We start from the raw sequence: 20267 nt of genomic DNA on the forward strand, positions 1-20267 counted from the left end.
GCGATCGCGCTGGTCTGCGCCTGCGGGTTGGGCACGGTATAGCCGTTGGTCTTGCCGCCGTGGCTCAGCGCGCTGCCGCGGATCGTGGCGTAGATGTGATCGCCGTCGCGCTGCGCATCCGACAGCCGCTTGAGCACCACCGCACCGACGCCTTCGCCCGGGATATAGCCATCGCCGCCTTCGCCGAAACTCTGGCAGTGGCCGTCGCTGGAAATGAACTGGCCGGCGCTGAGCACCAGGTACTTGTTCGGATGAATCGTCACGTTGACGCCGCCGGCAATCGCCAGCCGCGTGCGGCCCGACCGCAGATCCTGGCAGGCCAGGTGGATCGCGGTCAGCGACGAGGAACACATGGTGTCCAGCGTCATGCTCGGACCGTGCAGGTCGAACGCGTAGGACACGCGGTTGGCAATGCTGGCGAAACTGCCGGCCAGGCCCGTGCGCTGGCCGCGCAGGCTGGCTTCGGCACCGAAGAGCTGGTATTCGCTGTACATCACGCCGACGTAGACGCCGACCTGGGCGCCGATATCCGCCAGTCCTTCGCGCGCTGCACGCCCCTGCAGTTCGGCACGCGTATAGCCCGCATCTTCGACCGCCATCCAGGCGTGCTGCAGGAACAGACGCTCCTGCGGGTCTATGCGTTCGGCCTCCAGCGGCGACATGTTGAAGAACAGCGGATCGAATTCGTCGACGCCTTCGATGAAGCCGCCCCAGCGGCTGTAGTGACGCCCGCCTTCGCGGCGGTCGTCGCTGTAGTAGTCGCGCCAGTTCCAGCGGCTGGCGGGAATCTCGACGATGCAATCCTTGCCGTCGCGCAGGTTCGCCCAGTACGCAGCAAGGTTGCGCGCTTCCGGATAGCGGCCGCTGAGGCCGACGATGGCGATCGGCTCCGCGGCCTTCGCCGGAGCGGCGGCAGCAATTGCCTGGCGCAGCGGTCCACGCCGCAGGCGCGGCGGCGTGACGGCTGCAGGCAGTGCGACCAGAGCCGCTGCATCATTGCCCGGCGTCGCAGCGCGATGACGCGCGAACAGTCCGTTCAGCGCCGCTGCCTGCGATTCGACGAAATACGCAGCCAGGTCTGCAATGCTGCGGTACTCGAACAACAGCGTCTTGGACAAGGAGCCAAAGGTCTGCTCCAAGGTGTTGGTCAGGCGCATGGCGAGGATGGAATCGATGCCGTAGCGCTCCAGCGGCGCACGCGGATCGATGCGCTGCGACGCCAGCTTCAGCAGCTGCGAGAACTGCCGGCGCAGCCATTCCTGGGTCTTTTCGAGCAGCTCCTGCGTGTCCAGCACGGCACCGCCCGCCGGCGCGGCTGCGGCCGGACGTGGCCGCGCCGCAGCCAGGCTGCGACGCAACGCCGGCAGGTGGCCTTCGAGTACCAGCCAGCGCGCCTGCGCCTGGACCAGGCACTGGTGAAACGCCTGCAGCCCGTTCGTCGTTGCCAGCGGCCGCATGCCGCTTGTACGTTCCAGCTCGGCCTGCAGCGCAGGCTCCAGCTGCATGCCGCCGTCCTGCCATAGCGGCCAGGCGATGGCGACGCTGTGGCCGTGCCGCTCGCCGGCGGCAACACGTGCATTGCGATACGACGCGAATTCGTCCAGAAATGCATTCGCCGTGGCGTAGTCGGCCTGTCCCACATTGCCCAGGCTGGCGGCGACAGACGAGAACAGGGCGAAGAAATCCAGCGCCAACGCGCGGCTCGCCTGGTCGAGATTGATGCTGCCCTGCACCTTCGGCGCCAGCACTTGGCGCAGGGTGTCGGCGGTCTTGCCCGCGATAAAGCCGTCGGCCGTCATGCCGGCGCAATGCAGGATGCCGTGCAGCGCGCCGTGTTCGGCGACCACGCCATCGACCAGCGCCTGTACCGCCGCGGCGTCGGCCAGATCGATGCTGCGGTACTGCACACGCCCCGCCGCTGCTGCGTTCAAGGCGTCCAGGCGATCGCGGCGTGCGCCGGCTGGCGCCGTGCGGCCCGTCAGGATCACGCGGGCGTGGCGCGTCTGCTGCAGGATTTCCCGCGCGAAGATCGCGCCCAGGCCACCCAGGCCACCGCTGATCAGATAGACGCCGTGTTCCTTGAACAGCGGCGCCCCGTCCGTCGCGGCCTGTTCCTGCCAGCGCAGCGCCTGCACGCTGCCGCGGTCGAGGCGCAAGTGCGGCTCGCCGGCATGACGCTGCGCCACTTGCAGCTGCTGTGCCAGCGCTGCCGCATCGCTGTCGCTTGCGCCGATCACGAGCTGGCCGTGGAAGTGTGGATTTTCCCGCGCCGCGGTCTTCAACAGCGCGCCCAGGCCGGCGAAGACGGCCTGTTCCTGCGTCGCGGCGACGGCCAGCTGCAGCAGCACCGGGCCGGCAGGCTTGCCGGCCAGCAGCGCCTGCAGGGTTTCCAGGCAGGCGACAGCGTGATCGCTGTAGCGCTGGGCAAGATCCGCGCCGCTGCGCGCCGCGAGCTGCGTGCAGGCGCTGCCCGGCAACGCGTTCTGCAGCGCCGCGAGGTCGATGCCGGGCTGCTCGCAGACGATGACATGGCGCTGCGTCCACGCCGTCGCCTCGCTGTCGGCGGCGACGCTGTGCCATTGCGGTATCACGCGCAGCACGCCGCTGGCATCGTCGGCACCGGCGGCCGGGCCGAGTGCGCGTGCGGAGAAGCCGTGCATCTGCACGCAGACCACGCCGTTCGCGTCGCACAGATCGATGTCCAGCTTGCTGACCGCGTCGTCGGCAGAGCTGCCCGCGGCATGGCGCAGCCAGACCCAGAGCGACGGCGGACACGCCGCGAACACACGCACGAGATCGACCGCGAACGGCAGGCGCGGCTGGGTCTCGCCCTGCATCAGGCCGATGGCCGCCTGCAAGGCGCCATCGAGCAGGCTCGGATGCAGCACGAAAGGGGCTGCCTGCGCGCGTACGCACGGCGGCAGCTCCAGCTGCGCCAGCACCTGGCCTTGCCCTTTGTGGACCTGCTGTACGGCCTGGTGCGCCGGACCATAGCGCAGCCCCATCGCGGCGAACGCGGCATAGACCTCGGCCGTGGCCAGGCTGCCGCGCTGCATCTGCGCCTGCAGCTGCGCGATATCCAGCGTCGGTGCCGGGATTGGCGCGACGAACTGCGCATGTCCCTGGCAATGCTCGGTCTGCTGATCGCCGTCGCCGCTGAGGATGTCGTAGTCGATGCCGCCGTCGGTATTCGGTGCCAGTTCGATGCTGACCGCGGTCGCGCCGCGCACGACCAGCGGTTGGGCCCAGACGCAGTGGCGCAGTTCCAGCAGGGTGCCGCGCGCGGCATTGGGCACGGCCTGCTGCAGCGCGGCGCGGGCCATTTCCAGATAGGCCACGGCGGGCAGCACGCTTTCCTCGCCGGCGGCGAAGGCGACGCGGTGATCGGCCAGGAAGTGTTCGCTGCCGACAAGGCTGGAGCGGAACGCGAGGCGGTCCATGTCCGATACGTTGACCTGCAGCAGCGGATGCAGCGCTGCGCCGGCCGCTGCCGGGCCTGCCGGCCGCACCGAGAACTGTTTGATCAGTTCAAAGGCCGCGGATTTCGACAGGCGCTTGCTCTTGAGTTCCGCCACTACGTATTCGACAAAATTGACCATGACCGCCCCCGACCTTTCACTGCACAACCACCGCGATACGCCGCTGCCGCGACGCCGCGTGCCCTGTTTGCGGCGCCGCTAGCGGCGCCGTACTTCCTGTCTCACACCCATTGCCGCAGCATGGCGACGGCTTTGTCCTGCTCCAGGGTGTCGCTATCGACCTGGGCCAGGATGTTTTCGATCCAGGCCAGTTCGCCCGGCTGCTGCGCGCCCGCTGCGCTGGCATCGGTAGATTTGTTGCCTTCTACCCAATAACGCTCCTTGGCGAACGGATACGACGGCAAACTCGCGCGGGCCGGCCTGCTGCCTGCATGCAGGCGCTCCCAGTCGATCCCGGCACCGTTCACCCAGGCCTGCAGCAGCGCCGCCGGATCGCCGCGCTGCAGCGCCAGTTCCACCGTGTGCTGGGTCGCCTCGCTATCGTCGGCAGCTAATGCCTCACCGGCGAACATGGCGTCAATGCGATGTTCTCCACTCAGCCACAAGCGCAACTGATCCACTAGTTGCGGCATCGATGCGGCCACGAAGCCCAGGCGCATTTCCATCGCCTCGCGCCCGACCTGCAAGGTATAGGCGACCGCGGCCAGTTCGGCCGGCGCCGGCCGCTGCAGCGCGCCCAGCAGTTCCTGCACCTTCTGCCGCAGCTGTTCGGGCGTGCGTGCCGACAGCGGTATGGCCTGGGCCGCGGCCGGCCGCGCCGTGGTGGCGCTGGCCACGTATTCCTCGATCACCACATGCGCATTCGTGCCGCTGTAGCCGAAGGAATTGACGCAGGCGCGGCGCGGCGCGCCGGCACTGCTGTCCCAGGATTTCGCGCTGCGATTCACATAGAACGGCGAGTTGGCGAAATCGAAGTGCGAGTTCTCGCGGCTGACGTGCAGGGTCGGCGCCAGCGTGCGATGGCGCAGCGACAGCAGCACTTTCTGCACGCTGGCGACACCGGCTGCGGACGAGGCATGGCCGATATTGCTTTTCACCGAGGCCAGCGCGCAGTAGTGCTTCTTGTCGGTGCGTTCCTTGAACACGGTCGACAAGGCCTGCAGTTCGATCGGATCGCCCAGGCGCGTGCCGGTGCCGTGCGCTTCCACATAGCTGATCGTGGCCGGGTCGATGCCGTAGCGCTGGTAAACGCTGCGTTCCAGCTCGATCTGGCTGACCACGCTGGGCGCGGTGATGCCGTTGGTGCGGCCATCCTGGTTGGTGCCCGAGCCGATGATCACGCCGTGGATAACGTCGTTGTCGGCCTCAGCGTCCGCCAGCCGCTTGAGCACCAGCGCGCCGACGCCGTCGCCCATCACGATCCCGTCGGCGCTGTCGTCGAAGGCCTTGCACTGGCCGCTGGGCGACAGCATGCCGGCCTGGCTCATCGACAGATACGATTCGGGCAGCAGCCACAGGCTGACGCCGCCGGCCAGGGCCATGTTCACCTCACCGCTGCGCAGGGCCTGGCAGGCCAGGTGCAGGGCGACCAGCGACGACGAGCAGGCGGTATCGACCGAGATCGCCGGCCCTTTCAGATTCAGGTAATAGGCGATGCGCGCCGCAGCGATGGAATAGCTGTTGCCGGTGACCGGTGCAGCCATCACGCCGTGCTGCGACAGCAGCATGGCGTACTCGTTCATGGAGATGCCGAGGTAGACACCGCAGCGGTGGTTGCTCAGGGTCTGGCTGGAATAGCCGGCGTCTTCGAAGGCGCGGTAGCTTTCCTGCAGGAACAGGCGGTGCTGCGGATCCATGTATTGCGCCTCTTCCGGCGAGATGCGGAAGAACAGCGGATCGAAGCAGTCGATATCGTCCATCGCACCGAGCCAGCGCGAGGCCATCTTGTCTTTCTTCTTCGCATCGCGATCGTAGTAGGCGTCGGCGTTCCAGCGCGCCGCGGGCACTTCTACGATGGAATTGCGCCCGCGTACCAGGTTGTCCCAGAACTGATCGAGGTTTTCCGCCTGCGGGTAGCGGCCGGACATGCCGACGATGGCGATGCGCGTATCGGCTTCGTCGCGCGCGGCAGTCGAACGCAGGCGGCCCTGATTGCGCATGCTGCGCCGCACGACGGGCTTGCGCGGCGGCGCGGCGGCCAGCGGAGTCTCGACCGGCAGCGGCTCTGGCAGCAGCTCCGGCAGCGCTTCCACCATCACTGCCGCCGGCTTCAGCTGCGCATGCAGGAAGGCGGCAAGCTCGCGGATGGTCGGATAGCTGTAGATCGTGGTGGCTTCGAAGCCGGTGCCGAAATCGGTGTTGATGCGGCGCATCCAGGTCACGCCGTTGATCGAATCGATGCCGAGGTGGATGAACTGTTCCTCGTCGTCGATGGGCCGGCCCTGCATATGCAGTTCCGCATCCAGCGATTCCTTCAGCTTGGCGCGGATCGAGGCCAGCGTATGCGTTGCCGCGCCCGCGGTTGCCGTGGCTGCAACGGCGCGGCGCGGCGCCGGCGTTGCGGCGGCAACCGGTACGGCCGCTGCGGCGACAGGCGCACTGGCGCGCTCCAGCTGCTCGAAGCGCGCGTGGATATGTCCGCTGGTTTCCGCCTTGCCGACGAAGGTCTCGTCATGCATGGCGAGTTCGCGCTGGTAGGTGTCTTCGATGCGCGCGCGCAGTTGTGCTGTCCACTGCTGCTTGAAGTTCACCAGGTGCGAGCGCGGCGTGCGCGCGATGCGCTGGGCCAATGCCAGCGCTTCGGCCAGCACCTGTTCGCGCGGCAGCACGGCCTGGGCCATACCGCGCTCACGCAGTTCGCGGCCGACGTATTCGTGCGCGGTAAGCAGGCTTTCCCGGCCCAGGTCGTGGCCCAGCTTGTGCGGCACCATCAGGGTCGAACCTGCGCCGGGCGTGAAGCCGTAGCTCATGTACGGGCTGACGTAGTGACTGCCTTCGCCAAACAGCACAATGTCGGCGAACATGCCCAGCGACCAGCCGGCACCGACGCCGTGGCCCTGCATGGCCGCGATCACCGGCACTTCGCACAGCTGGGCCAGCTGGAAGATCTTGAAGTCGGTGAACTTGGCCGTGCCGGCCTGGATTGCCAGCAGGCTTTCCTTGGTGCCGCCCGAGGCGAAGTAGTTGTCGTAGCCGCCCAGCACGACGGCGCGGTAGGGCAGGCTCGCCGCATGCGCAAAGGCTTCGTTGATGCCGGCGACCAGCGCGTCGGAGAACATGTTCTTCGCGTCGCGGTCGTGCATCTCGATCAGCAGCACGCCGTTCGCCTGCGCGGTCGCGCTGACCACCGTCGTGGCAAGCGCAATCCTGCCCGCGGACGGCACTGCACTCTCGCTGCTGGCTGCAAGCCACGACGGCCGTGCCTGCAACTGCTGCGCCGCCACGGCAACGCGGGCGCGCTTGGCGGCAATCACGCTGTCGGGCGCAGGCGCGCTCCAGCTCAGCGCCAGTTGCAGCGCCCTTGCCATGACCTGGCCGGCGGGCCGCACGTCCAGCGCTGCGACGCGCTGCCTGAGCTGCGCGCCGGAATACTGTTCGCCGGTCAGTAGCATCTCCTCGCCGACGACCCGGCCGAGCACTTCCGGCAGCAGCCAGGCGGCGCGCGCCGACAGCGCGGTGCTGCCGGCGAAATCGGCCCCGCCGTACCAGCCTGATTCGGCCAGCACGCAGGCATCGCAGGCCAGGGCCAGCAACCAGGCACTGTTTTGCGCGTCACCGCCGAGAGCGGCGATCACCGGCACGTTTGCGCTTTCGATGGCGATCAGCAGGGCCAGCGCCTGTTCCGGCGCTTCGCTGCCGTCGAACGGTGCCACTTCGCTGGCCAGCACGATGCTGCGATACGCCGCGCCGGCCTCGATCTGGGCGACCGCCTCGGCGAACTGCTGCGCGACCGTGGCCAGGTCGCGCTGGTCGAGACGGATCACGCGCGCGGCCTCGCTGCCGGTCCAGCGCCCGGCCTGGCCGCTCGCTGCCGGTGCCAGTGCCGCGACCCGCTCGCTCAGCGGCCGTGCCAGATGCGCTTTCAGCAGCCGCAGCGCGAGCGCCGACTTGGCGGCGAGCTGACTGGCCAGCGTCTGCGCACGATTGTGGATTTGTTCACGCGGCAGGATGGCGCAGCTCCAGCCGCTGGCCTTGAGTTGTGCGCCGGACCAGTAGCCGGCCGGCGAATGCAGCTGCTGCGCCTGCACGCTGCCGAAGCGTTCGCGCAGGAAATCCGCCTGCGCGGCGAGCATGGCGCGATCGGCCGGGGCGTAGCCATATTGCGCACCTTCGCTGCACAGCAGCAGATCGCACAGCGACGCCAGCCACCAGCCAGCACCCGTGGCCGAACCCTGCATCACCGCGACGACGGGATACGGGAAGGTCGCAATGGCCTGGTGCAGGCCGAGCGCCAGCGCCTGGTTGTAGCCGTCATTGCCGCCACGCAGGAAACTGTCGTCGCTGCCGCCAAGCAGTACCACGCGCAGCGACTCGGCATTGCGGATCGCTGCGAACGCGCGCAGCAGGCCTTCGATCAGCGCCGTGTCCAGGATGTTCTGTCCTGCGGCGATGCGGATGCTGAATACGCCGTCGCCCTGTTCCAGCACCTCGATCTCGCCGGCCGTGCTGGCGCTCGCGATGGCATTCGCGTTCGACAGGGCAAAGCGTGGACGTGTCTTGGCCACCTGGTGGCGCAGCAGTTCCGCCGCCACGACGGCGCGCGGATTGACCAGCGCGATGCCACGCGGCTTGTTGCGTTCGGGCGTAGCCAGCGGCGCCGGGCCGGCGCTGGATTCGGCGCCAGCGGCACCCGCGGCTGCCATGGCGAGTGCGATGCGCAGCGGTGCCATGCGTGCTGGCGCCGCGCTGGCCACGGCCGTTGTGGCAGCAATCATTGTCGGTATCGCAGCGGCAGCCATCGCCGCTTCGGCCACCTTCGCTTCGGCCGGTGCAAGCACTTCCTGGGCCGCGACGCGTTCGAGCACAAGGCCGTGCAGCTGCGCCGCAATCTGGCCGTGCTCGTCGCACAGTTCGATATCCAGCGCCAGCTGCCCCGCCTCGACCGCGCGCTGCGGCACACGCCGCAACCAGGCCCAGCCGACCGCAGGCAATGCGCCGAATACGCGCAGCCGGTCGAGCGCGACCGGCGCGGCGTCGCCGCCGAGCAGGCGCAGTGCCGCGGCGTATACAAGCGCCAGCAGTTGCGGATGCACGACAACGCCATCGCCGCTGTCGCGCAAGCCTGCCGGCAATTCCAGCCGCAGTAGCAGCTCGTCGCGGCTGCGATGGCTGCGTTCGTCGGTGTCGCGCGGCAGGCGCGCAACGAGCGGCGCCAGTGCCAGCGCCGCGGGCGCGGCCTGGACCAGCGCGGCGCCTATGCCGTGGCAGTGCACGATCTCCGCGTCGCCGTCGGCAGCATAGATTTCAAACGCCACGTTGTCCGCGGCCAGCGCATCGAGTGCGATATGCAGCGGATCGGCAATGCCGATCGGCGCGGTCGAGGTCCAGGCGATATCGCGCAGCTCGATCGCGGCCGCGGCGTCGCTGCGCAGCGCCAGGCTCAGCGCAGCGCGCGCCATTTCCAGGCAGGCCATGGCCGGCAGGCTCTTTTCGCTGCAGAACGGCTCGTCGCCGCTGAACTGCGAGCGATAGCTCTGCTGGTACAGGTCCGAAGTGTTCGCGTGCAGCAGCGGATGCAGTGCCGCAGTGGTGACGCCGGCCGGCAGTGCGGCAGCGGCGACCCAGTAGCGCTCCCGCGCGAACGGATAGGTGGGCAGGCTGATGCGGCGCGGCGGCGTTGCATGCAGCTTGTGCCAGTCCCAGTCGAAGCCCTTGACCCAGAGTTCGACGACCTTGCCGTAGCGGCGGCTGGTCAGCCAGCGGTCGACGGTCTGCTGCAGTTCCGGATCGGTACTGAACAGCGCCAGCGTTTCCCGGTGGCGCTTGGCCTGGCCCAGCTGCAGATCGGCGATGCCGGTTTCGCCGGCCAGGTAGGCAGCCAGCTTTTTCACCAGCTCGGCGAGGCTGACAACGACTAGGCCCAGGCGCTCGTCCATGGCTTCGCGCCCGACCTGCAGCGTATAAGCCAGTGCGGCGAGATCGGGCGCGGTTTCTGCCGTGGCGATGAACGCCAGCAGGTCGCGCACTTTCTGCTGCAGCTGCTCGGCAGTACGCGCCGACAGCACGATGATGGCCGGTTCGGTTGCAGTAACGACAGACGGCGCAGCCACGTGTTCGGCCACGACGATATGCGCATTGGTGCCGCTGAAACCGAACGAACTGATGGCCGCCTGGCGCCGCTCGCTCGCCGGTACGTCCCAGCTGCGCAATTCCCGATTGACGAAAAAGGGACTTTGCGCCAAGTCGATATGTTCATTCAGCGTGTCGAACTGGATCGTCGGCGGCTGCTGCCGGTGCTTGAGCGACAGCATCAGCTTGATGAAACCGGCGATACCCGCCGCAGTCAGGCAGTGGCCGATATTGCTCTTGACCGAACCCAGCGCGCAGTAGGCGGTTTTCTGCGTGTATTTGCCGAACGACGCCTTCAGCGCCTCGACTTCGATCGGATCGCCCAGCTTGGTGCCGGTGCCGTGCGCCTCGATCAGCTGGATGCTGCCCGGATCGATGCCGAAACGGTCGTAGACGTCCTGCTGCAGCCGCGTCTGCGACTGCGGGTTCGGCGCTGTGATGCCGTTGGTCTTGCCGTCCTGGTTGACGCCCCAGCCCTGGATCGTGCCGTAGATCGGATCGTTGTCGCGCACGGCATCCGACAGCCGTTTCAGCACCACTACGCCAACGCCCTCGCCCGGCACGAAGCCGTTGGCGCGTTGGTCGAAGGTGAAGCAGCGACCGTCCGTCGACAGCATGCCTGCCTGCGCGGTCTTGATGTGCATGTCCGGGCCCGAAGCCACGTAGACGCCGCCGGCCAGTGCAATCTCACTGACCCCGCTGAGCAGGCTGTCACAGGCCTGGGCAATCGCTACCAGCGACGAAGAACACGCCGTGTCGATCGCGACGCACGGCCCCTGCAGGTTGAAAAAGTAGGAAATGCGCGCAGCCAGGATGGAGCTGGCATTGCCGGTGAAACCCTGCGCGGTCAGGCGCTGCTCCGGCGCCAGTTGCTGGTAGTCGCCGTTGGCACAGCCGGCGAACACGCCGCAGCGCGTACCCGACAGGCTGCGCGTGTTGTAGCCCGCGTCTTCGATCGCCTGCCAGCAGGTCTGCAGGAACAGGCGCTGCTGCGGATCCATGTATTCCGCTTCTTTCGGCGAAATATTGAAGAACAGCGGATCGAACAGGTCGTAGTCGTCGAGCAGGCCCATCCAGCGGCTGTTGGTACGGCCCGGCGTGGCGGCACCGGCGCGGTAGTGCTGGTCCATGTCCCAGCGCCTGGGCGGCACTTCGCTGATGCAGTCGCGGCCGTCGGCAATGTTGCGCCAGAACTGCGCCAGCGTGGTCGCCTGGGGGAATTGCCCGGCCATGCCGACGATGGCGATGGGCTGGGTGGCGTTCGCGCTGACAGCGTTTGCTGCCGGTGCGGCCAGCGCGCGCAGTCCGCGCGGGCCGGCGTTGCGGCTGCGCCGGCCCTGCTGTCGTGTCGTGGCGGCCGGCACGGCAATGGGCGCAACGCCTGGCACGGCGGCGGCAAGCAGCGGACGGGTTGTCAGCAGGCCACGCTTGTCGGCTTCGTCGCGCACATGCCGGCTGAGCTGGGCCAGGGTCGGATGGCTGTAGACCTTGGTCGCTTCGATGTCGAGGCCATAGCGCTCGTTGATCTTGCGTACCCAGGTCACGCCGACGATCGAATCCAGGCCCAGGTCGATGAATTGCGCGTCGTCGTCGATATCGCCGGCAGCGAGTTGCAGTTCCTGCGCCAGCAGCCGGCGCAAGGTATCGGCGACGGCAGTCAGCGTGTCCGGGTCAGGCACGCCGGCCTGCGCCACGGCGACGGGCGCCGCTGTGGCGGCAGCGGCGAGGAAGCGGCCTTCGATCAGCGCGCGCGTGTCGGCGCGGCCGACAAAGGTGGCCTCGTGCATGGCCAGTTCGCGCTGTAGCAGCGGTGCAATCGCTGCGCGCAGCGGCGCAGCCCATTGCTGCTTGAGTCCGGCCAGCACGCGGCGCGGCTGGCGCGCGATGCGGCCGGCCAGCTCCAGCGCGGCGGCCACCACGGTCGCGCGCGGCAGCACCGCCTGCGCCACGCCGCGCTGGGCCAGTTCGCGGCCGGTGTATTCGTGGGCGCTGAACAGGCTTTCGCGCGCCAGATCCAGGCCCAGCTGCAGCGGCACGCTCAACGTCGCACCGGCACCCGGCGTGAAGCCGTAGCCCATGTACGGGCTGACGTAGTGGCTTTCCTCGCCGAACAGCACCACGTCGGCGAACAGACCCAGCGACCAGCCGGCGCCGATGGCGTGGCCCTGCATCGCGGCAATCACCGGAATGTCACATTGCAGGGCGAGCTGGAACAGCTGCAGGTCGGTGAACTTCGCCGTGCCGGCCTGGATCGCCAGCAGGCTTTCCTTGGTGCCGCCCGAGGCGAAGTAGCTGTCGTAGCCGGTCAGCACCACGGCCTTGTACGGCGTCTGCGCGATATGCGCGAACACTTCGCCGACAGCAGCGACCAGCGCTTCGGAGAACATGTTTTTTGCATCGCGATCATGCAGCTCGACCAGCAGCACGCCGTCGGCCTGCGCCGTCGCACTGACCACGCTACCAGCCAGCGCGACGATGCCCGCCTCGGCCACGTGCGCTGCAGCATCCACCGATGGCCACGCCGGCAGCGCCGCAACCGCGCGCTGTGCGGCCGCGGCGCGGCTGCGCTTCCAGCGGGCAAAGTCCGCCGCCGACTGCGCGGCAAAGCCCCGCGCCCGCTGCAGCGCCAGCGCAGCCACCTGCGACGCCGGTACCACGGCCAGCGCGCCGGCGCGCTGCTTCAGCGCGAGGCCGGAATAGGCATCGCCGCTCAGCAGCACTTCGCGCCCGAGCACGTCGCCGAAGTACTGCGGGAAATCCAGCGCCGCACGCGCGGCAAGTGCCGCTTCGGTGCAGACCGCGGCCGCGTCGTAGCGGCCGGTCTCGCTCAGCACGCAGGCGTCGCACTGCAGGCCCAGCCACCAGCCGCTGCCTTGCGCATCGCCGGCCAGGGAGGCGATCACCGGCACCGGCGCCGCGGCGATCGCCGCCTGCAGGGCCAGCACGTCGTCTGCCGCCGCGCAGGCGACAAAGGCCGACGAGGTGCTCGCCAGCACGATGCCGCAGAACACGTTGCCCGCCGCGATCGCCTGCAGCGCCTGGCTCAGCTGGGTCAGTACCGCCGCCGGTTCAGCGCGGTCGATATCGATGATGCGCGCCTCGCCGTTGCTGTACGCGCTGCCGGCGGCGACGCGGATCGGCGTCAGCGCGGCGGCGAGCGGCTGCAGCTCGCGCGCCAGGTGCGCTTTGAGCAGGCGCAGCGCTTCGCCCGGCTTGGACGCCAGCCGCGCTGCCAGCAGCAATGCATGGTTTTCCACTTCCGAACTTGGCAGCACCGGCATGGTCCAGCCCTGCGCCTGCAGATGGGCGCCGCTGCAGGTCGCGTCCGACTGCAGCTGGCGCGCCTGCAGCGGCGCGAAGCGCGCGGCCAGGAAGGCCTGTTGCGCCGGCTCGGCGTACAGGGCCATATCGGCCAGGCCGTAGCGGGCGCTGTCGCTGCATACCAGCAGGTCGCAGCAGGCGGCCAGCCACCAGCCGGCACCGGTTGCGCCGCCCGGCAGCGCAGCGATGACCGGATACGGGAATTCAGCGATGGCCTGGAGCAGTCCCGACTGCAGCAGCGTGTTGTAGGCGTCGGTGCCGCCCTGCAGCACGGCGCCGGCGTGGCCGGCCAGCAGCAGCACGCGTAGCGATGCCAGCTCGCGCAGCGATTCCACGACGCTGCGCAGACTGGATGCCTGCACCGGCGTGAGCGCAACGGCTTCGGCGTTCAGGCGCAGCGCGTAGATGCCGCTGCCCTCGGCCGTGATGGCAATGCCGTCGCGATCGGTCCAGTCGGCTACAGCCGCACCGACCGCCGCATGCTGCAGCGGTACAGTGGCGGGCTCCTGCACCAGTCCGCGCAACTGGGCGCAGACGCCGCCGTGCTCGTCGCACAGCTCGATATCCAGCTTCGCCGCTGCGCCATTGCTGTCCGCCGCGTGGCGTATCCAGGCCCACATTCGTGGGGCACAGGCGTTTACGACGCGCAGCGTGTCCAGTGTCGCCGGCAGCCACGATGTACCGGCGGTCGCAGCCGGCAGCAATGCGCCCGCCGCCTGCAAGGCCTGGTCCAGCAGCTGCGGATGCAGCACATAGCGCGTGGCATCGGCCTGCTGGCCGGGCGCCAGATCCAGCTTTACCAGCAACTCGCCGCTGCCGCCCTGTGCACTGCGCTGCTGCACGGCCGCGATATCGACGCACTCCGGCGCAAACTCGCCGAGAACCCGCGCCTGGCCCTGGCAGTGCACGATTTCCTCGTCACCGCTGACGCTGTAGATGGCGTAATCCAGACGGTCCGCATCGCCGGCCTGTACCTCCACGCAGACCGGCACGCCGGGCTCGACGCGCACCGGCGGTGCCCACAAGGTATTGCGCAATTCGACGGCACCTTGCCACAAGCCGGCGTAGGCCAGTGCAGCACGCGCCATTTCCAGGTAAGCGGCACCGCACAAGGTGCGCTGTGCCGTGCAGAACGCTTCGTCGCCGCGGAAGCTGGAACGGTAGCCTTGCTGGTACAGATCCGAGGTATTCGCCTGCAGCAAGGGATGCAATACCTCGCTGCGCGCCGCCGCGCCGGCAGCGGCAAGCGCCGGCGTACCCGGCTTGATATCGAGCCAATAGCGTTCGCGCGCAAACGGATAGCCCGGCAGGCTGACGCGCTGCGGCACGGTGGCGCCGTAGAGCTTGGCCCAGCGTACGTCGAGTCCCTTCACCCACAGCTCGACGATTTTTTCGAATTTGCGCCCGGTCAGCCAGCGATCGACGGCGTGCTGCAGGTCAGCGTCGGTGCTGAACAGGGCCAGCGCGTCCTTGTGCCGCTTGACCTGGCCCAGCTGCACATCGCCGCTGTCTTCGCCGGCGAGCCAGCCTTCCAGCGTGTCGACCAGCTGCTCGATGCTGCTGACCACCAGGCCGAGGCGCTCTTCCATCGCCTCGCGCCCGACCTGCAGCGTATACGCCATGGCAGCCAGGTCCGGCGGTGCGGCTGCCGCGGCAATGAAGGCGATCAGGTCGAGCGCCTTGCGCTGCAGCTGTTCCGCCGTGCGCGCCGACAGTACGACGATCACCGGTTCGCGCAGCGCCAGCACCGGACTCGCCGGCGCGTCGGTGTATTCCTCCACAATCATGTGCGCGTTCGAACCGCCCGCACCGAACGAGGAAATGCCGGCGATGCGCGGCAGGCGGCGACCCTGTACCAGCGGTGCTTCCCACTCGGTCAGGCTCTGGTTGACCGTGAACGGCGTGCTGGCGAAATCGATGTGCGGATTGAGCCGGGCCGAGTGCAGCGACGGCACGATCTGCCGGTGGCGCATCTGCAGCAGCACCTTGGTCAGGCCGGCGATGCCGGCCGCGGATTCACAATGTCCAATATTGGATTTTGCCGAACCGATCAGGCAGAACTGCTTGTCCTGGGTGTGCTTGCCGAACGCGCGCGCCAGCGCGGCGATCTCGATCGGGTCGCCCAGCTTGGTGCCAGTGCCGTGGGCTTCGATATAGCTGATATGGCGCGGGTCGATCTTCGCCTCGGCCAGTGCCTGGGCGATCGCGCCGGCCTGGGCCTGCGGATTGGGCACGGTATAGCCGTTGGTCTTGCCGCCGTGATTCAGCGCGCTGGCGCGTATCACGCCGTAGATATGGTCGCCGTCGCGACGGGCCTCGGACAGGCGCTTGAGCACCACCGCGCCGACACCCTCGCCCGGGATATAGCCGTCGCCGCCCTCGCCGAAACTCTGGCAATGGCCGTCGCCGGAAATGAACTGGCCGGCGCTGAGCGCCAGGTATTTGTTCGGGTGGATCGTCACGTTGACGCCGCCGGCGATGGCCAGGCGGGTGCGGCCCAGGCGCAGATCCTGGCAGGCCAGATGAATCGCGGTCAGCGACGACGAGCACATGGTATCCAGCGTCATGCTGGGGCCGTGCAGATCGAAGGCGTAGGACACGCGGTTGGCAATGCTGGCGAAGCTGCCGGTCAGGCCCATGCGCTGGCCGCGCTGGCTCGCCTCGGCGGCGAACAGCTGGTATTCGCTGTACATCATGCCGACGTAGACGCCGACCTGGCCGGCCAGCTCGGTTGCCGCCGTGGCAGATTCGGCACCGCGCCCCTGCAGTGCAGCACGCGTATAACCCGCATCCTCGATCGCCAGCCAGGCGTGCTGCAGGAACAGGCGCTCCTGCGGATCGATCTGCCGGGCTTCGCGCGGCGCGATATTGAAGAACTGCGGATCGAACTCCGCCACGCCTTCGATAAAGCCGCCCCAACGGCTGTAGTGGCGCCCGCCTTCTGTGCGGTCTTCGCTGAAGTATTCGCGCCAGTCCCAGCGTTCCGCCGGCACTTCGACGATGCAGTCCTTGCCGTCGCGCAAGTTGTTCCAGTACGCCGCAATATCCGGCGATTCGGGATAGCGCCCGCTCAGGCCGATGATGGCGATGGGTTCTGCCATCAGCGCGGCGGCGCTGGGCTCGGCCGCACGCCGCGGCGGCGTCGGCAGGCGCGAACGGTTCGGTGCGCGCTCGTCGGCGGCGCTGTCGGCGCTGGCCACGGCCGCCGTGGCGCTGCCGCGCGCGGGCGCCAGCAGGACCTGCAGCTCGACCGTATACGATTCCACAAGGAAACCCGCCAGTTCGGCGATGCTGCGGTATTCGAACAGCAAGGTCTTGGACAGCACGCCGAAATGCTGTTCCAGCTGCGTGGTCAGGCGCATCGCCAGGATGGAATCGATGCCGTACTGCTCCAGCGGCGCCTGCACATCGATGCGTTGCGGCGACAGCTTGAGCAGCGCGGAGAACTGGCGGCGCAGATAGTCCCCGGCCTTGTCCAGCAATTCCTGGCGCGGCAGGGTTTCGCTGGCGCAGGGCGCGCGCAGCGGCAGCGGCGTGGCCGCCGTACCGTGGACGGTACGCTGCAGCGCCGCCAGGTCACCTTCCAGCACCAGGTTGCGTGCACGCCCCTGGGCGACGGTGCGATGAAAAGCCTGCAGGCCGGCCGCGGTCGACAGCGGCCGCATGCCGCTGGTGCGCTCGACCTCGGCCAGCAGCGCCGCATCCAGGCGCATGCCGCCTTCCTGCCACAGCGGCCAGTGGATCGCGAGCGTGCGGCCGCGGCGTTCGCCGGCGGAGACGCGGGTATTACGCAGCTGGGCGAATTCGTCGAGGAAGCCGTTCGCCGCGGCGTAGTCGGCCTGGCCGGCGTTGCCGAAGGCACTGGCAATGGACGAGAACAGCGCGAAGAAGTCCAGGTCCAGCGCCGCGGTGGCCAGGTCCAGGTGCAAGGTGCCCATCACCTTCGGCGCCAGCACCTGGCGGAATTCCGCCGCGGTCTTCTTCAGGATGAAATTGTCCGCAATCATGCCGGCGCCATGCACGATGCCGTGCAGGCCGCCGTGCTCGCGCACCAGCTCGGCCATGAGGCCCTCGACCTGGCCCTGGTCGCCCAGGTCCAGTGCGCGGTAATGCACGCGGCCATCGGCCTGCGCCTGCAGCGCATCGAAGCGCTGCTGTTTTTCGCCGGCCAGTGCCTGGCGACCGGTCAGGATCACGCGGGCGTGGCGGGTCTGGCCCAGGATCGCCTGGGCAAACACCACGCCGAGTCCGCCCAGACCGCCGGTGATCAGATAGACGCCGTGTTCCTTGAACACCGGCTCGGCCTGCACTTCCGCCTGTTCCTGCCAGTGCAGGGCCAGCGGCTGGGTGCCGCGTTCGTAGCGGATCACCGTCTCGGAGGCGTGGGTCTGCGCCTGTTCCAGCTGTTGCGCCAGGGCGGCCGTGGTGATGTCGCGCCGGCTCAGGATCACCTGGCCGCAGAAATTCGGATTCTCCAGCCGCGCCGTCTTGAGCAGCGCGGCGAGGCCGGCGAATACCGCGTGTTCGGGATCTTCGCCGACCACCACCTGCAGCAGCACCGCACCGGCCGGGCGCGCGGCCAGCACGGCCTTGATGCGTTCGAAGCAGGCCAGCGCGTATTCGGTATAGCGCTGCGCCAGATTGCCTTCGGCGGGGCGTCCAAGCACCACGCAGCGGCTGCCGGCAAGCAGATCTTCCAGCGGCTCGGGCGACACGCCGGGCAGTTCCAGCACCATGATGTGGCGCGCGGTCCAGGCGGTGCCGCCCGGGCTGTCGGCGGTGCTGGCACGCCAGACCGGCACGGCGGTCAGCGTCTCGGTGGCGGCGACGGTCAGCGGCTGGCGCTTCAGCGCCTTGATCTGCGCAAACGCGTCCTGCCTGGAAATACGCCCGGCCGAGAGCTCGTGGTAGATCCGCTCCAGAGTCTGTTTGGTCTGCATCAGGGAGCTGCTCTCAATGTGCACACGGCAGGCGCGGCAAAAATGGGAAAAAAGAAAATAAAGTACGCAGTGGCATTCATCAGCCCAGCTCCACCGCTTCGCCGATCGAGATTTCGTTGTTCGCGATCGCGTCGACCAGCTGGCGGTAGAAGGCGAACTCGTCCGCCGTGTCGCGTTCGCCGTCAACCGCGGGCGCGCCTGCCTCGCTCGCCGCGACGGTGCGCGCGACGGCCGGCGGCAATGCCGCGCTGTCCGCATCCAGCACGCGCAGGGCAAAGCCGCGGATCTGCACGCAGACCGTAGCCTGGGCGTCGCACAGGTCGATATCGAGCTTCCAGGTCTGCGCGTCGGTTGCCGGGCCCGGCGCATAGCGCACCCAGGCGATCATGTCGCGCGAACACGCGGCTAGCACCCGCGCCGAGTCCATCGCGAACGGCACCGGCGGACGGTTGGGCAGATGGCCGCCGTGCAGCATCAGGCCGACCGATGCCTGTATGGCGCCGTCCATCAGGCTGGGGTGCAGCACATAGTGGCGATCGCTGTTGGCGATGGTCGCGGGCAGGCTGAGCCGCGCCAGCAGCTGCCGCTCGCCCAGCTCGATCGCCGTGAGCGACTGGTGCGCCGGACCGTAGGCCAGGCCCATGGCGGCCAGCGCCTGGTACAGCTGCGGCGCTTCCATGCGGCTCTGGCTCATCTGCCGTTCCAGCGACTCCACGTCCAGCCGCGCCGCCGCCGCTGCCGGCTTGAGCACGCTGCTGCCCTGGCAATGCACGCTCTGCCCTGCCGCGGTTTCGCTGTAGATGCGGAATTCCAGCGTTTCCTCGGGCCGGTCGGCGTCCTGCACCAGCAGAGCGATGGACACTTCGCGCCGCTCGCGCACCGCCAGTGGCCGCAGCCAGACCACGTCGCGCAGTTCCAGGTGTTCCGCGTCGTCATGGCCGAAGGCGGCCTGCGCCACCGCGGCGCGCGCCATTTCCAGATAGGCGACGCCGGGCAGCACTTTCTCCACCGACTGGTCGGCCAGGCGTACGCGATGGTCGGCGAGGAAGAACTCGCTGCCGTCGAAGCGCGAGCGGTAGGTCTGCTGGCGCAGGGTCGAGGTATTCGTATGCAGCAGCGGATGCAGCATTGCCGTGGCGCTGCCAGCGCTATCGGCGAATGTGCTTTCGCTGTCGCTCGCCTCGGCCCAGTAGCGCTCGCGCGCGAACGGATACGTCGGCAGCGCGATGCGCTGCGGCAGGCCGGTTTCGTAGAGCAGGCGCCAGTCCCACTCCAGCCCCTTGACCCAGAGGTCGGCCAGCTTGGCCAGTTTTCTCTGCGCCACCCAGCGCTCGACGATGGTGGCCTTGATGTCCTCGTCCTGGCCGAGCAGGCTGACACTTTCGCGGTTGTGCCGGGCATGGCCGCGCGACAGCTCGGCGATGTTCGATGCACCGTCGAGATAAGCACGCAGCTTCTGCGCCAGTTCGTCCAGGCTGGCCGCCACCAGGCCCAGGCGCTCGTCCATGGGCTGGCGCCCGACCTGCAGCGTATAAGCCAGTGCGGCGAGATCGGGCGCGGTTTCTGCCGTGGCGATGAACGCCAGCAGGTCGCGCACTTTCTGCTGCAGCTGCTCGGCGGTACGCGCCGACAGCACGATGATGGCCGGTTCGGTTGCAGTAACGACAGACGGCGCAGCCACATGTTCGGCCACGACGATATGCGCATTGGTGCCGCTGAAACCGAACGAACTGATGGCCGCCTGGCGCCGCTCGCTCGCCGGTACGTCCCAGCTGCGCAATTCCCGATTGACGAAAAAGGGACTTTGCGCCAAGTCGATATGTTCGTTCAGCGTGTCGAACTGGATCGTCGGCGGCTGCTGCCGGTGCTTGAGCGCCAACATCAGCTTGATGAAACCGGCGATACCCGCCGCAGTCAGGCAGTGGCCGATATTGCTCTTGACCGAACCCAGCGCGCAGTAGGCGGTTTTCTGCGTGTATTTGCCGAACGACGCCTTCAGCGCCTCGACTTCGATCGGATCGCCCAGCTTGGTGCCGGTGCCGTGCGCCTCGATCAGCTGGATGCTGCCCGGATCGATGCCGAAACGGTCGTAGACGTCCTGCTGCAGCCGCGTCTGCGACTGCGGGTTCGGCGCTGTGATGCCGTTGGTCTTGCCGTCCTGGTTGACGCCCCAGCCCTGGATCGTGCCGTAGATCGGATCGTTGTCGCGCACGGCATCCGACAGCCGTTTCAGCACCAC

3 protein-coding genes are annotated in these 20267 nt (G+C 68.3%); all 3 read right to left on the reverse strand.

Features of this window, described 5'->3' with window-relative positions; genetic code table 11:
* Window positions 1-3599 (reverse strand): SDR family NAD(P)-dependent oxidoreductase (locus tag DFR29_RS27835; protein WP_133821916.1); only part of this gene is annotated, 3599 nt, incomplete at its 3' end.
* Between the two features lie 101 nt (window positions 3600-3700).
* On the reverse strand, window positions 3701-18028 hold the full coding sequence (locus DFR29_RS27840; RefSeq protein WP_133821917.1) for an SDR family NAD(P)-dependent oxidoreductase: 14328 nt from the start codon (window positions 18026-18028) through the stop codon (window positions 3701-3703).
* A gap of 79 nt (window positions 18029-18107) precedes the next feature.
* Window positions 18108-20267 (reverse strand): polyketide synthase family protein (locus tag DFR29_RS27845; protein ID WP_166654401.1); only part of this gene is annotated, 2160 nt, incomplete at its 5' end.

The sequence above is a fragment of the Tahibacter aquaticus genome (assembly GCF_004363655.1).
GTDB classification, from domain to species: Bacteria; Pseudomonadota; Gammaproteobacteria; order Xanthomonadales; family Rhodanobacteraceae; genus Tahibacter; species Tahibacter aquaticus.